15 protein-coding genes and 2 pseudogenes are annotated in these 14,954 nt (G+C 34.1%); 10 read left to right on the top strand and 7 right to left on the bottom strand.

Annotation, left to right across the window (positions count from 1 at the left end; translation table 11 throughout):
* Positions 1-40 precede the first annotated feature (40 nt).
* The gene (locus AC0IXC_RS05210; RefSeq protein ID WP_471652670.1) at positions 41-1,435 is read left to right on the top strand and encodes a protoporphyrinogen oxidase; all 1,395 of its coding nucleotides are present in this window, start codon (positions 41-43) and stop codon (positions 1,433-1,435) included.
* A gap of 65 nt (positions 1,436-1,500) precedes the next feature.
* Here the strand turns inward: AC0IXC_RS05210 and AC0IXC_RS05205 are convergent, their stop codons facing one another.
* The gene (locus AC0IXC_RS05205; RefSeq protein ID WP_326996782.1) at positions 1,501-2,049 is read right to left on the bottom strand and encodes a hypothetical protein; all 549 of its coding nucleotides are present in this window, start codon (positions 2,047-2,049) and stop codon (positions 1,501-1,503) included.
* 230 nt (positions 2,050-2,279) lie between these two features.
* Here AC0IXC_RS05205 and AC0IXC_RS05200 point away from each other — a divergent pair, with 230 nt between their 5' ends.
* Complete coding sequence (locus AC0IXC_RS05200; RefSeq protein ID WP_002031946.1) at positions 2,280-2,831, top strand: GNAT family N-acetyltransferase; 552 nt, start codon at positions 2,280-2,282, stop codon at positions 2,829-2,831.
* Positions 2,832-2,874: 43 nt separating this feature from the next.
* Here the strand turns inward: AC0IXC_RS05200 and AC0IXC_RS05195 are convergent, their stop codons facing one another.
* Both AC0IXC_RS05195 and cspD read right to left on the bottom strand, forming a co-directional pair.
* Positions 2,875-3,060: a cold-shock protein gene (locus AC0IXC_RS05195; RefSeq protein WP_000286202.1), complete on the bottom strand. Its 186-nt coding sequence runs from the start codon at positions 3,058-3,060 to the stop codon at positions 2,875-2,877.
* An 86-nt stretch (positions 3,061-3,146) separates the two neighbouring features.
* The gene (gene cspD, locus AC0IXC_RS05190; RefSeq protein ID WP_002012849.1) at positions 3,147-3,350 is read right to left on the bottom strand and encodes a cold-shock protein CspD; all 204 of its coding nucleotides are present in this window, start codon (positions 3,348-3,350) and stop codon (positions 3,147-3,149) included.
* A gap of 382 nt (positions 3,351-3,732) precedes the next feature.
* On the opposite strand from cspD, the gene AC0IXC_RS05185 reads away from it, so the two are divergent.
* The 3 genes from AC0IXC_RS05185 (at position 3,733) to AC0IXC_RS05175 (ending at position 6,150) form a co-directional block, all read left to right on the top strand.
* Positions 3,733-4,629 carry a CPBP family intramembrane glutamic endopeptidase gene (locus AC0IXC_RS05185; RefSeq protein WP_033709068.1) on the top strand — a complete coding sequence of 299 codons (897 nt, stop codon included), beginning with the start codon at positions 3,733-3,735 and terminating at the stop codon, positions 4,627-4,629.
* A 17-nt stretch (positions 4,630-4,646) separates the two neighbouring features.
* On the top strand, positions 4,647-5,288 hold the full coding sequence (locus tag AC0IXC_RS05180; RefSeq protein ID WP_471652669.1) for a chloramphenicol acetyltransferase: 642 nt from the start codon (positions 4,647-4,649) through the stop codon (positions 5,286-5,288).
* A gap of 256 nt (positions 5,289-5,544) precedes the next feature.
* Entirely contained in the window at positions 5,545-6,150 is a 606-nt protein-coding gene (locus AC0IXC_RS05175) for a PRK06770 family protein (protein ID WP_002031938.1), read from the top strand.
* A 113-nt stretch (positions 6,151-6,263) separates the two neighbouring features.
* Here the strand turns inward: AC0IXC_RS05175 and AC0IXC_RS05170 are convergent, their stop codons facing one another.
* On the bottom strand, positions 6,264-7,133 hold the full coding sequence (locus AC0IXC_RS05170; protein WP_341085884.1) for a LysR family transcriptional regulator: 870 nt from the start codon (positions 7,131-7,133) through the stop codon (positions 6,264-6,266).
* Positions 7,134-7,262: 129 nt separating this feature from the next.
* On the opposite strand from AC0IXC_RS05170, the gene AC0IXC_RS05165 reads away from it, so the two are divergent.
* Positions 7,263-8,306 (top strand): aspartate-semialdehyde dehydrogenase, encoded by a 1,044-nt coding sequence (locus AC0IXC_RS05165; protein ID WP_471652668.1) that lies wholly within the window; start codon positions 7,263-7,265, stop codon positions 8,304-8,306.
* 109 nt (positions 8,307-8,415) lie between these two features.
* Here the strand turns inward: AC0IXC_RS05165 and AC0IXC_RS05160 are convergent.
* Positions 8,416-8,846, bottom strand: a pseudogene (locus AC0IXC_RS05160) (hypothetical protein).
* Positions 8,847-9,221: 375 nt separating this feature from the next.
* Between AC0IXC_RS05160 and AC0IXC_RS05155 the strand changes: the two are divergent.
* Positions 9,222-10,352, top strand: a complete 1,131-nt coding sequence (locus tag AC0IXC_RS05155) for a C45 family peptidase (protein ID WP_326996781.1) — start codon at positions 9,222-9,224, stop codon at positions 10,350-10,352.
* A gap of 44 nt (positions 10,353-10,396) precedes the next feature.
* Positions 10,397-10,660 (top strand): hypothetical protein, encoded by a 264-nt coding sequence (locus AC0IXC_RS05150; protein WP_113768944.1) that lies wholly within the window; start codon positions 10,397-10,399, stop codon positions 10,658-10,660.
* Positions 10,661-10,759: 99 nt separating this feature from the next.
* Here the strand turns inward: AC0IXC_RS05150 and AC0IXC_RS05145 are convergent.
* Positions 10,760-10,854: pseudogene (locus tag AC0IXC_RS05145) on the bottom strand (tyrosine-type recombinase/integrase); the annotation flags it as partial.
* Between AC0IXC_RS05145 and AC0IXC_RS05140 the strand changes: the two are divergent.
* Both AC0IXC_RS05140 and AC0IXC_RS05135 read left to right on the top strand, forming a co-directional pair.
* Complete coding sequence (locus tag AC0IXC_RS05140; RefSeq protein WP_193653904.1) at positions 10,852-11,166, top strand: hypothetical protein; 315 nt, start codon at positions 10,852-10,854, stop codon at positions 11,164-11,166. The pseudogene AC0IXC_RS05145 and the gene AC0IXC_RS05140 sit on opposite strands and share 3 nt — an antisense overlap.
* A 1,152-nt stretch (positions 11,167-12,318) precedes the next feature.
* Entirely contained in the window at positions 12,319-12,570 is a 252-nt protein-coding gene (locus AC0IXC_RS05135; protein ID WP_002085634.1) for a DUF3947 family protein, read from the top strand.
* 363 nt (positions 12,571-12,933) lie between these two features.
* On the opposite strand, the gene AC0IXC_RS05130 is transcribed toward AC0IXC_RS05135, so the two are convergent.
* Positions 12,934-14,841: a YVTN family beta-propeller repeat protein gene (locus tag AC0IXC_RS05130; protein WP_471652667.1), complete on the bottom strand. Its 1,908-nt coding sequence runs from the start codon at positions 14,839-14,841 to the stop codon at positions 12,934-12,936.
* Positions 14,842-14,954 lie beyond the last annotated feature (113 nt).

The following is a 14,954-nucleotide window of genomic DNA, read 5'->3' as shown; positions in this document are numbered from 1 at the left end:
AAAGGAATTATTAATTGTATCGGTTAGGGGCGCAGCAAATATGAAAACAGTCGTTGTCATCGGTGGAGGTATTACTGGACTTTCTACTATGTTTTATTTAGAAAAATTAAAGAAGGATTATAATTTAAATTTAATCCTTATTGAGAAAGAAGAGTATTTAGGTGGTAAAATCCACAGTGTGGAAGAAAATGATTTTATTATGGAATCTGGAGCAGATTCTATTGTAGCTCGTAATGAACATGTTTTGCCGCTTGTAAAAGATTTAAATTTAGAAAATGAAATGGTATATAACGAAACAGGTATTTCTTACATATACTCTGATAACATATTACATCCAATTCCTGCTGACACTATATTTGGGATTCCTATGAGTGTTGAATCATTATTTAGCAGTACGCTAGTCTCAAAAAAAGGGAAAATCGTTGCTTTAAAAGATTTTATTACGAAAAATAAGGAGTTTACAAAGGATACATCACTTGCTGTATTTTTAGAAAGCTTTTTAGGGAAAGAATTAGTGGAAAGACAAATTGCACCTGTGCTGTCAGGTGTATATTCTGGTAAATTGAATGAGCTTACAATGGCATCTACGTTACCATATTTACTTGAGTATAAAAATAAATATGGAAGTATTATTAAAGGTTTTGAAGAGAATAAAAAACAATTTCAGTCAGCAGGAAATAAAAAGTTTGTATCATTTAAAAGTGGACTATCTACGATTATTAATCGCTTAGAAGAAGTGCTGACGGAGACTGTCATTAATAAAGGTGCTGTAACAACAGTGATAAGTAAAAAAGGGGATCGGTATGAGGTTTCTTTTGCAAATCATGAGACAATACAAGCTGATTATGTCGTTTTAGCAGCTCCACATGATATCGCACAAACGTTATTACAGTCTAATGAGTTAAATGAGCATTTTAATAAATTTAAAAATTCATCGCTTATAAGTATTTACTTAGGTTTTGACATACTAGATGAACAACTACCGGCTGACGGCACAGGTTTTATCGTAACGGAAAACAGTGATTTACATTGTGATGCTTGCACATGGACAAGCAGGAAGTGGAAACATACATCTGGTAAACAAAAGCTATTAGTAAGAATGTTTTATAAGAGCACTAATCCAGTATATGAAACGATCAAAAGTTATAGTGAAGAAGAATTAGTACGAGTTGCTTTATATGATATTGAAAAGAGCCTCGGAATTAAAGGTGAACCGGAAGTAATTGAAGTTACAAATTGGAAAGATTTAATGCCGAAATATCATTTAGAACATAATCAAGCTGTTCAATCATTACAAGAAAAATTGGCCGTGCTTTATCCTAATGTATACTTAGCTGGTGCTTCATATTACGGTGTAGGAATTGGTGCTTGTATTGGAAACGGAAAGAATACTGCCAATGAAATAATTACGACATTGAATGAACAGTCAAAATAATAATATTGAATACATATGTAAATAAAATGTCCCTCCAACATAATGGAGGGACATTTTATTTGTGATTATTTAACATTAATTACAATCTTTTTATGATTGGCTTTATTCTCTTTAATAGTTAATGTTATTTTTCCAGATTCTTCAAAGGAATACGGTGAGAGCCGATAAAGTTCTTTAATACTATGTTTTTCTTTTAATTTATTTGTAGGAATTAAGGTTATATTAGGCTTCCATGTTTCCTGTTTGCCTGAAGGGTAGTCTACTATTATTTCTGGATTATTTAATTGTATTGTTTCCCAAGAGACAAAATACAGTTCAACTTCTGCATCTTTTTTTAGTAATTCTTCTGAGAAATAACCAAACTCACCAACATTACCAAAAACAGTGAAATTTTGATTTTGCAATTTAATATCTAAATATCTAGGTTGATATGTTGCTGCGTGATACATTCCGTATGAAAGAGAGAGTGTGGCAGCGATTAATATACCAACTGAAAATATCTTAAAGCTATTTCCTTTAAAACTTGTCATCATAAATGAGTTTGGTGTGAATTTTTTTGCGAATAAAAAAATGAGTAAAATGAGCAAGAGGGATAAGCCAATGAAAATATACATAAAGTTTAAGTACCTCCGTAAGAAATATTTACTATTTTTCTATATTTTAACATGAGAAGGTATAAATTAGGGGTGGTTTTTAGAGGGGAATTAATAAATACAACGAAGTTATATATTATTAATAGGATAAACATCGCTAGAAATATTTGATTTGTGGGACATTAAGGACTTTCCTAATTATAAATACTTTTTCTGCTATAATAAATGAGTAGAGAGAAAGGAGTGATCCTATGGTATTTCCTATGTTAGAAACAGAACGCTTGCGCTTAGTTGAAATAGAACAATCTTATTGTCAAAAAATATATGAAATATTCTCATTAGATGAGGTAACGTGTTATTACGGTATGAATTCTTTTACTGAGTTTGGACAAGCTTCACGTATGATTGAATCTTTTTCAAAAAATTACTTTGAGAAAAAGGCAATGCGTTGGGGGATTGTATTAAAAGACACAAATAATTTAGTAGGAACAATTGGATTAAATAATTTACAACTTTGGAGTAAACGCTCAGAGATTGGATATGATTTGCATCCTCGTTATTGGGGGAATGGTTATGCTTCTGAAGCTGCTCGAGAAATTATTACTTATGGATTTCGAGATTTAGGTTTATTTAGAATTGGAGCTATTACATATCCTGAAAATATAACTTCGTGTAATATGTTATCTAAATTAGGTTTTCAACAAGAAGGGCTGTTACGTGGATACATTCATCAAGGAAATAAACAACACGATGCATTAATGTATTCTATTGTACGAACAGATGTAGAGGATATTCATTATTAATAAAAAAGCCCCTCTTATTTAAAATAAGAGGGGCTTGTAAAAATCAACCTATTTTAGGTAATAAACGTTCTCCGCTTTTCATACTACTTTTACATAAAGGGCATTTAGGCTCTTCTTCAAATGAAAAGTTCTTTCTCATCCATCCTAAACAATCCTCTGATTCACATTCCCAAACAGGGGTTTGTTCTGGTGGTACTTCTGCTACATCGTTCTTTCGATTGCGATACATGTAACCACTCCTTTTATGTAAAAATTTTTAGTTATATATTAAAAAGGTTGTTAACCGAGCTGGTAACAACCTTTTTATTGATTGAATTATAGCTTTACAACGTTTTTAGCTTGAGGTCCACGGTTACCGTCTTCAACTTCGAAGCTAACTTCTTGACCTTCGTCAAGAGATTTGAAGCCGTCGCCAGTGATAGCTGAGAAGTGAACGAATACGTCGCTACCGTCTGCAACTTCGATGAAACCGAAACCTTTTTCGCTGTTAAACCATTTTACTTTACCTGTTAATGTCATGGTAATGCCTCCTAAAATTTAAAAAGATTACAATATGATCGGCCTTATTCGATTGAAAATAAAAGTTCACATATTATCAAAAATCCATAAGGAGTACAAAACATTCCTGATTGATACTTGATAATATGCAAAGAAAATATAGTGCTAAATTGACCTTAATTACTATCCTACAACAAATGGTGGGAAATAGCAAGTGCTGGTAATATCAGTGAATTAATTGGGCGATACTGGTAAAAGGCACGAAGACATCTCTTTTATTTATATATTATTCCTAATCTGAATTTATTCCAAACAGAAATCATTTATTTTAAAAAATATGTTTAAGGGAAACGATATATATTTTAAGAATACAGATGGTTACAATAATAAGGAGGATAGAATATTGCTAAATAAACAATTTAAAATAATTGAAGCAGCAAAAGAAGGAAGAAGAAAAGTTCATCCTATTTTCGCTGTTATACTTGCAATTGTATTTTTAACTTTAGGTGAATTTTTCATGTTGTTTATGCTGTTTTTACCGAAAGCGGATACATCATTTGTAAAGGCAATTTATAATAATATTGAGATGATATTAACGTTTGGTGGGGCTATATTTTTTATTTTTTTATGGATTAGGTTTGTAGAGAAAAGGTCATTTTCATCCATTGGTTTTTGGAAGGTGCAATGGATGAGAAAGTATTTGAGAGGTGCGTTAATAGGATTTGTCTTCATTTCAATACCAGTAATTGTGCTTATATTAACAGGGATTGTAAAACTACAAATGCAACAAATTACGGCAACCGCCATATTTGGTATTGTAGGATCTTTAATTGCTTTTTTAATACAAGGTGCAACGGAAGAAATTATTGTACGAGGCTGGTTATTTCCAGTTATTTCTGTTAGAAGTCGTATATGGGTTGGGATTATAGTGACGTCCTTTTTATTTGGTTTTCTGCATTTACTTAATCCTGGCATTACAATCCTTTCAATATCGAATATAATATTAGTTGGTGTATTTGCAGCTTTTTACGTATTAAAGGACAGTAGTCTTTGGGGGATTTGTGCATGGCATTCCATTTGGAATTGGGCACAATATAATGTCTATGGTTTTGCAGTTAGTGGCATGACGATATATTCAACACCACTATTTAAACCTGTAACAAATGGCAATGAAGTCCTTCATGGAGGCTCATTTGGGATTGAAGGTAGTATTATTACAACAATAATGCTTTCTATCGCTTCAATTGTTTTATGGAGACAGTTATGGGGGAGAAGAGTGAAACAACGAGATTTTAGTTAAGGAAAGTGGGAGAAACTATGGGGATTATAGCGTTTGAGGGAGCGAGTGCTGTTGGTAAGAGTAGCACATGCCGTGAACTAGAAAACAATTATGGAGCATTCATTATACCTGAAGTGAATTTTTTATTTGAAAGACCAAAAAATGAACATAGAACATGGTATTTTGAAAAACAAGTAGAGCGCTGGAATATAGCAGTGCAGAAGTCGCAGCAATATGAATTAGTAATACTCGATGGGGATATATATCAGCCACTTAGTTATAATTGGTGTTTTCATTTTGATATATTTAATCAGCCGTTATCTTTAATAGAAAACTTTTATAAAGAAAAGATGATAAATAGAGAAATTGGTTTTCCAGATCAATATTTTTATTTATATACAAGTGATGAAGAGCTTAGAAAACGGAAAGAGTCTGATGGGACGAAAAAAAGAAGAAACTTTGAAAAACATTTACATATATCTAAAGCATTTCAGCGTTATTATGAAAATCTCAATACAGTCACAGACGGGTACTGTAAATTGATTGAAGCAAAAAGTATAAAGTCGAATGAATTAGAAATTATGAAAAGTTTAAACAGCTTAAAAGTATGTGAAGAAAGACGTTTTGATGTTTCGAGGTTAGATGCTATTACGAAGTGGTTAAAAGAAAATCGTGCATAAAGTAAAAACAACGAGTGTTTTAGAAGGCGCTCGTTGTTTTTTTGTTTCCATATAAATATAAAGGGAAATTTTGTAGAATATCTTTATTTTTTAACAGAATAATCTTTCAATTTCACAAAAAAAGAAATACAATATAAGGAAATATATATAAATAATATGATAGGGGATGGGATGAACTATTTTGAATGAAGGAACTGTTTTATATAAGAAATAATGAGGTAGTAAGAACAGAGATATTTGGGAGGAAACAAGCAAGATGAAAACATTATTTAAAATCATAGGAATTATAGCTGGTATGGCGGTAATCGGGGTAGGTGTAACGTATGGTATGCTGTATTATCTGAATAATAGTAAACCAGCTGCGAAAAAGGCATCACCAGCCGCTCCGGCAGTAGAAGTGCTAGCTGATAGTAATGTAAAAGCCGAAGATGCAAAGATGTTAGAAAATGGAAATTACTCATTGCCGAATAGTGGTTTTAATAAAAACTTCAAATGGACAGATGAGAACATACAGACAGCACTACATGAAATGGCACATCAAAAAACGAAAGCTGATCAAAAATGGGGCTATATTTTTATTACACAAGAACGTATTGAAAGTTTACTTGAAATTATAAATAGTAATGATGTTGCACAAAAAAGTACATATGTGGATATTTTAGAACGATGGAAACAAGGAAAATATGAAAAGGTTGATGTAGACCACAACAAGATTTGGAAATTACAAAGTGGGAATTTAGGAGAAGGGAAAGGAGTAATGTCAGAAAAGGAGCAAAAAGAATTAATTAATCAAGTTTTTATACAAAAAGGTACATATTCAGGTAGTAAATTAATTGCAGGTGAGGTACAAGCTAATAAATAATATACATATTGATTTTGAAACACCTGTATTGTTATGAACACAAATGTTTTAATAAAAATGAGTAATTGCTTTTTAGAGCAGTTACTCATTTTTGTTATTACTCGCTTACTTTTCTATTCTATTCTCTCTAATAATGTAAGAAACGATTGTAAAACTGGTGATATCCATCTAGATTTATGATAGATTACGTGGCTTTGAATGACTGCTGGAGTTTCGATGGGCTGAAAACAGAGTTGCTCTTTTTGACAACTTTCTTGTACAACGATGTAAGGGAGAATTGAAATTCCTAACTCACACATCACAGATTGTTTAATGACTTCAACATTGGAAGTCTCGAATGTTTTAGCGGGAATATTCCCGCTTTGACGTAAAAAACGATCTACCATTGGTCTATAGCCACAGCTTTGTTCTGTAAATATAAATTGAGTATCTTGTAATAAAAGGAGTGGATCAGTGTTTGAAGGGAAATGAGCAGGGAAAATCCATCCAAATGTTTCATTACATAAATTGCACGTAATAAAATCATTATGCTCTATACTTTCTCCAATTATGAAGATAACATCGGTTTCTCCTTCATGTAATTTTTTCAATGCTTGCTCATTGGTATTTGTCTCAAGTACGATATTTACTTTCGGATTTTCCTGTTTGTAAGTACGTAATAATTGTGGTAACCGATACACTGCCAATGATTCATTAGATGTAATAGCCAATGTTCCTTCTAAATGGTCACTGTTTTGAGGGATTTCTTGCGCTTTATCATAAATAGTAAGTAATTCTAATGCATACGGATGAAATTGATGACCTGCTTTTGTAAGAAGTATTTTTTTTCCTAATCGATCGAATAGGGGAATGTTTAAATCGTTCTCTAACGCTTTAATATGGGCTGTCACAGTAGATTGCGCATAACCTAATGCATGAGCAGCTTTAGAAAAGCTACCATATTTAACAATGGCACAAAATGTTTTAACATGTCTCATTTCCATAAATGATACCTCTTTTATTATCATGATTTGTGAATGATTATATCATGTATTTCAATTTTTCAAATCATTAAATTTCTTTTAAAATTAAGTTGTGGAGAAATTCATTCAATTGAAAATGGAGGAGGAAAAATGAGTGAAAAGAGCTATCATGTAGCTGTAGTTGGAGCTACAGGCGCAGTAGGGCAAAAAATCATTGCATTGTTAGAGAGAGTAACGAAATTTAATATAGAAGAAATTACATTACTCTCGTCAAAACGATCTGCTGGTAAGATAGTACAATTTAAAGGACGAGAGATTAAAATACAAGAGGCAAAATCAACTAGTTTTGAAGGTGTAGACATTGCCTTTTTTAGCGCTGGGGGAGAAGTTTCTAGACAATATGTAAATCATGCAGTTTCTAGTGGTGCAATCGTAATTGACAACACAAGTGAATACCGAATGGCACACGATGTACCACTCGTCGTTCCAGAAGTAAATGCACATACTTTAAGGGAACATAAAAGGATCATTGCAGTTCCGAATTGCTCAGCACTACAGATGGTAACAGCTCTTCAGCCAATTCGAAAATCATTTGGTTTAGAACGAATTATTGTTTCAACGTATCAAGCCGTATCAGGCTCAGGAATTCATGCGATTCATGAATTAAAAGAACAAGCTAAGTCAATGCTTACAGGTGAAGAAGTGAAGAGCACTATATTACCAGTGAAAAAAGATAAAAAACATTATCCAATTGCATTTAATGTATTGCCGCAAGTGGATATATTTACAGACAATGATTTCACATTCGAAGAAGTAAAGATGATTCAAGAGACGAAGAAAATTTTAGAAGATCCAAATCTGAAAATGGCAGCTACTTGCGTCAGAGTTCCAGTTGTATCGGGGCATTCTGAATCAGTTTATATTGAACTTGAAAAAGAAGCGACCGTTGCAGAAATTAAAGAAGTACTACTGAATGCACCAGGTGTTATTTTACAAGATAATCCTAGTGAACAAATTTATCCAACGCCATTATATGCAGAGGGTAAAAGAGATACATTTGTAGGTAGAATACGTAAAAATCCTGATACATCAAAAGGATTCCATCTTTGGATCGTTTCTGATAATTTATTAAAAGGTGCTGCTTGGAACTCAGTTCAAATCGCAGAGACATTGGTGGGAAATGGGATTATTTAGTATGGATTTATATAAATATTGAAAATAGAAGGATATTTGGGAAACCGTTAATTATAATGGTTTCCTGTTTTTTACTTAATGAGTATTTTCCTCTTACTTCAATTAAAATTTAATTTAAGTTAGTTTTTATAGTGTTTTTATAAATATCAACTTTATCTGCAGAGAATTTTAAAAATCTAGGCTCTCCGTTAATTGTGAGATTAATATTAAGTGATAAAGGCATTTCAACCTTTTTCACTACATCTTCTATAGCAATATACTCATCTTCTTTTTCGTTATAAAAACAATGGAACTAATTAATACCTCATTATTTTCAATATCAATACTACACATCATAGGGAATTTCTCATCATTATGTATTATTAATTCGCCAAGTACTATTGAACCGTTTAATTCTTCTGTAAAATTTATTGTTTCCACTGGTTTTACCCACGTTTCATCGCACTCTTCATTTTCCGCTTCATCTATTGCCCATTCCCATATTGGGTTTTGTTTCAGGTCCTCAATAGTTAATTCATCAATTGGTTTGCTATTACACATTAATATATACTCCTTTGCCCTGAAAATGGATGAGTAAAAAATTTATTCATTAATTGTAAAATGTGGCTATTTGCAATCCTATAAATACAAGTTTGCTCGTTTCAATAAATAGTTGATCGCAAATAAGAAGTTTCAATGTAGAGTATTATCCATTTGATATTATTAAATCTAGTTTTGTAATGTTGAACTTATTTTTACAACCTATTAAAAGTCTATTCTTACGGTAATCTTAACAAGGTTTTAACTAGACAGTAAATAATGCCTTTTGAAAAGGAAAACCGTGGTTGTGATGGGGGAAATAGCAAAAAACATCAAGAATGAACAAAAGTGTTTTGGTATGATATGGAATATATTCAATGTGAGGGGGAGATTATGGTGTATCAAGTAAAGGGGTACTTTTCATCGCTAAAAGGAAGTCATTATGAAGTTGGAAAACAGCAAGGGGAGTTTGTGAAAAATCATCCGTATCTCATTCCACAATTTATGCAGCAAGAAAATTTAATATCAGATAGCCATTGGACAGAATCTAGAAAAGTACTAAAACAATATTGTCCAGGAATTAATGAAGAAATTGAAGGGTTTTGCGAAGTATTGAAAATCCCTTCTAGAAATATGATGTATTATTATCAAACACTATTAAAAGCAGGTTGTAGTCATTGTGCAGTATTACCTAGAAAAACTGATTCAGAGCATACATATGTATTAAGAAATTATGATTTATCACCGAGAATAGATGATATGCGTTTTTGCTCGACGCATGTTGAAGGTGCATATGCACATAGTGGCTTTTCTACTCAATATTTTGGACGAACAGAAGGAATTAACGAGCATGGGTTATCTGTTACATTTTCGGCATGTGGTCAACCTGTAGGGAATATTGATGGTTTAAGAAAGCCGATGGTAAATGGTTTGCAATGTTTTGCGGTAATTCGGGTATTATTGGAGAAATGTCAAAATGTGCAGGAGGCTAAGATATTAATAGAAGAAATGCCAATTGCAAGTAACATTAATATAATTGTAGCTGATCCTTTAAAAGCGGCACATATAGGGATTTTTGATGGTTTTAAATCAACAACAACTAAAGAAGACAGTCAAGGCTTTATCGTATCAACTAATCATGCGGTTAGTTCATCCATTCAAAAATTAAATAACAGGAGACTAGAGCAATCTACGAAGAGATATCACATTTTACATGAGCATTTAAACCGAAATGAACAGGTGAGTATGGAATCTTTAAAAGGATTGGTAGAAGAAGAATATCCTGCAGGGGTGACGGTGCATAATTATGAAGAATGGTTTGGGACTTTGCATTCTGTATTATTTGATTTACAGGATCGTACATTGAATATTTGCTTCGGATCGCCACTTTTCAACGAGTGGCACTCATTGAAAGTTGGAGAAAGCCTTCCGTTTTCTCAAGTGAATGTGAACTTTGAAAATAGTGAATATACTGATTTTTGGAGAGAAGAGAAAAGTGAGTTGATTCCTAAAGAACAAAAGGAATAATGTGGTAAAATGGAGGGGTCGGAAATAGACAGGAGGGGTTGATATTGCTACAAGCCATGTTACCATTTGTTCTTATCTTATTTTTAGTCGTTTCGATGTATATAACTTATCAAAAAAGAAAAAAATCAGGGATAAAAGGATTAAAAAGTGCATTAACTTCTAGTTGTTGCTTTTTAATTGCAATCTTAAATTTGTTTGCATATTGGTTTCATTTTGGTGGTATTTTTACTTGGTTATTTTCAATTGTATTATTGCTAGTTGGAGCATATTTTACAAAATATATTCCAATCTCAAAAAAGGTGCACTAAAATTATATGAGTTTAATATGTAATGTTTTATTTCAATGTGCTATAGATGCCTTTAAATCAATGCTTTTGAGCATTTTGATATGTGTTTGCAAACACATATCAAAATATACTCTTCGCGAATGTTTTCACTGCATCTTCTTGCATATTGGGTAAGACATGAGAATATACCCTTAAAGTTAAAGAGATATCAAATGCCAATGACAGAATTCATGAAGTTTGTAAAGTGCGAGAACGAAGATGTTTTTGACATCAAGCAGATGTACAACGCGGAAAAAGCTTTCAAGAAAGTGCAGAACCACCGAAATCTACATTTTGCTTACATGGGTATGCGAGTAAATGTAGCTGGCAAGTGGGGTACAATCGTTGGAAACTGGAAAACTAATTTGTTCGTTTTGTTCGATGGGGAAATAGAAGCGTACAACTGCCACTCTTATTGGGAAATTGCTTACTTCGATGAAGAGGGCAATGTGGTTCATAGCTGTCAAAAGAGAGAGTATGCGATATAAGTAAAAAAGGACGAGCAGTCGTACCTACTGTCCTTGATAGGAGAAAAATTATTCTGGACTAGAACTACGAATAACCAGAAAACGCACTTTTAACCAGTGTTGTCAAAGATGTAATAATTTATGCAACAAAAAAGCTTAGTCGGAATTCAAAACACCAAAATGGCTTGCATTGGTAAACAGGCTCAAAAGTAGTATATGCAAAATGAAAAATTCCATACAAAAAGCAGACAACAATTTTGGTTGTCTGCCAGTGAGTCGAATGAGTTAGCTAATTGTGATAAATCGCTTTCTCATTACAAGAAGAGTGAAGCTGCTAGTTCAAACAGCTTGTAGGTAGTCTTTTCGATATTTTAAAAAATATACAGAGAAAGCAGATAAGTGACGAATCTACCTGCTTCTGCTGTAACAAAAGAAAGAAGTATTAGCCGTGGATACGGCGGCTTGAAAATAGTATGTATTGGTTTTGAAAAAATATTCAAGGAGTGAAGGGAAATGGGATGGGGACAAATTTGAGGGCTATTCACTCGAACAGCTTCGTACCCGTCACAGTCGTTATCCTATTGTGACGGGTATCTGACTTATATTATTGAGGGAACGGGACGGAAGGATGCCACGGTATTGTTACAGGAATCCAGACGGACCTGCGCGCTTACCCCAGCACTCGCGAGCTGCGTCACGGCATTCAAGATAGCAGATCTTCTGCCAGATTTGACGGCTACGTTATAGTTCACGACTAGGGGACGAACTGGGTTCCTGAGGGGGAAATCGATTGAGAATTGCTTGATGATAGGTTGTTCTTAACGTGACGTGCGCTGTCAGCGTGATACCTTCTATAGTAATACCAGTCAGCGTTGTCCCGTTAAATGAGGTGAGTTTGACTGTAAGCATGTAACGGTTTTGCATATTTATTTTTCCTTTATTATTAGACTCAATTTATTTTATGCTTGTCTAACAATTTAGTGTAGACACTTGCATCATAATAAGTTGAAAGATATATAAGATTATATTTTGATAAGGCGTGGGGATAAAAAGAAGGCAGTTGAACAAAAACGTTATTTGAATAAAAGCTAGTGGACTAGTTTTTAACACTCACTGAAATTAATACTCATAATATACTTTGTAATAACTTATATGGAAGTGAGTTGAATACTAATGTTTTATTCATATTTTGATACCCGAGATAGAATGCGTCCGTATGGTACGGCGGGTATTACGTATAGCGGAGCACAAAGTACAATTCAAGCTGTTCAACAAGCGTTACAAGCACAGCAGCAAATGCAACAAATACAGCAAGGCATACAACCGTACTATTTATCTATGGAGTATTATTATCCAATGCATCATATTACACCATACGGAATTTCTGTTTCAACAATTCCATATGGAACTGTATACAATTTATAAAAATATGCGGGGGAATAAATTTGAGTATTTATATAAGGGCGCAAGTACAGAGCGCCCTTATAAGAAATGATTCGTATCTGATGAATTAATATTCAATTAAATGTGTAATTAAGATTAATATAAAAATTTTATTTTGTATGTATTTGAAACACGAAAAGAGCACTTAATAAAGTGCTCTCATGACGAGATCATTCACTCAAAAGAAAGGAATACACCATATCATACGAAAATATTTTGAAATGCTCTTGGGTAAATTAATTATTATTTGTAAAAAAAAGCAGCTAGCAAAAGCTAACTGCTCGGATATGATGGGGATTAATGGAAGAAAAGAGAAATATGATTAGTGTCTCTCTGTTTTTTATATTATTCGCAAATAAATCCGGTTGCTATACCAGTTGGAGCAACACCTACTGGGACCGTATCAATAACCGTATTTGTAGCAGTATTGATGACAGAAACAGTATTACTAGCTTGGTTTGTAACATAGGCGCGAGTGCCATCTGGTATGATAGTCACTTGGTCTGGTGATAGTGCAACCGGAATGGTATCGATGACGGTGTTTGTCAACGTACTTATTACAGATACATTATTACTTACTTTATTTACAACGTAAATACGAGCTCCATCCGGTGTAATAGCTATACCAACAGGTTCGGTACCTACGTTAATTGTATCAATAACGGAATTTGTAGCGGTGTTAATAACAGAAACAGTATTGCTGTTTTGATTTGTGACATAAGCACGAGTCCCATCTAGTGTGAAGACGATTATCCTAGGTCGAATACCGACATTAATGGTACCAACAACTGTGTTGGTAGCAGTAGCGATAACAGAAATTGTATTACTTAATTCGTTTGCAACATACGCAAGGGTCCCATTTGGAGAAACAGTAATTCCTTGCGGAGCGATTCCAACATTAATGGTACCAACAACTGTGTTGGTAGCAGCGTTAATAACAGAAACTGTATTATTACCATGATTTCCAACATAAACAGTTGTGTTATCGGGAGAAACAGCTACACCAATCGGGTTAGTTCCAACAGGGATGGTATCGATAACTGTATTAGTGGCAGTATCAATAACGGAAACTGTATTAGAAAAAATATTAGTAACATAAGCACGAGCCCCATTTGGAGAAACTGTTACTTCAAGAGGGGCATTATCTACAGTAATTGTAGCGACTACTGTATTTGTCCCGGTGTTAATAACAGAAACTGTATCATCTGCAGGATCATCAATGGCTCCTGCGTTTGTAGCATAAACAAGGAAATTACATCCAGGTCCCGTCGGCCCAGTAGGCCCAGTAGGTCCCGTCGGTCCAGTTGGCCCCGGTGGGCAATCACAATCTCCCGATGGCCCAGTAGGTCCCGGTGGTCCTTCAGGCCCTTGAATACCTTGCACGCCTTGAGGTCCAGTAGGTCCTGCAGGCCCTTCAGTTCCTTGAATGCCCTGCACGCCTTGAGGTCCAGTAGGTCCTTCAGGTCCTTCAGGCCCTTCAGGCCCTTGAATGCCTTGCACGCCTTGAGGTCCAGTAGGTCCTGGTGGCCCAGGAACTCCTGTTCCTGTCCCTGAACCAGTAGGTCCTGGTGGTCCTTGAATGCCTTGAATACCTTGCACACCTTGAGGTCCAGTAGGTCCTTCAGGCCCTTCAGGCCCTTCAGTTCCTTGAATGCCCTGCACGCCTTGAGGTCCAGTAGGTCCTTCAGGCCCTTCAGTTCCTTGAATGCCTTGCACGCCTTGAGGTCCAGTAGGTCCTTCAGGCCCTTCAGGCCCCGTAGGCCCCGTCGTTCCAGTAATGTTTAATAGTGAACTATTCAAGACTCCTTGTAAAATTAAGCTAAATGTCTGCTGTAACAAGGGGTCCGATATATTTGAACAACTAATAAGTGAAGACAAGTTTTGGAATAGAAATTGGAATAATGCTGAGATTTGAGTGAGAGTTGCAGTAGGTAAGGAATTGATTAATTGGTTTATAGTTCGTAAAACTAAATTTCTATTTGGTGTATTTGGTTGTACTGCTATTAATAAATCATTTAATGCCTGTAATGCTGTTTGGAGTATTTGTCTAGTTGTAGGATTTGGTGTTGTGAAGAAAGAAAGGATAGCTTGGTTTAATTGGTTTATTATTTGCAATAATTCTTGTTGTTGAGAATTTGAGAAAAAAACAGGTGTACAACAATTACTTTGATTACAAGGGGATACAGAAATAAAGCAGGGGCGCTGAAACTTATCACACGAATTTGGTGAATTTGACTTATTATTATGTCTCATAAATAACTCCTCTAAAAAATTTTAAATGTTAGATATGTCTTGATAATTTATATTAGCAACTGAGTTTAAAGTATTTATGGGTATATGTTTAATATGAAATGTTCAGAAGTTTT

It is taken from the genome of Bacillus sp. AC266 (assembly GCF_979253805.1).
Note: the sequence above shows the minus strand (reverse complement) of the source record. Positions and strands in the feature narration are given on the sequence as shown.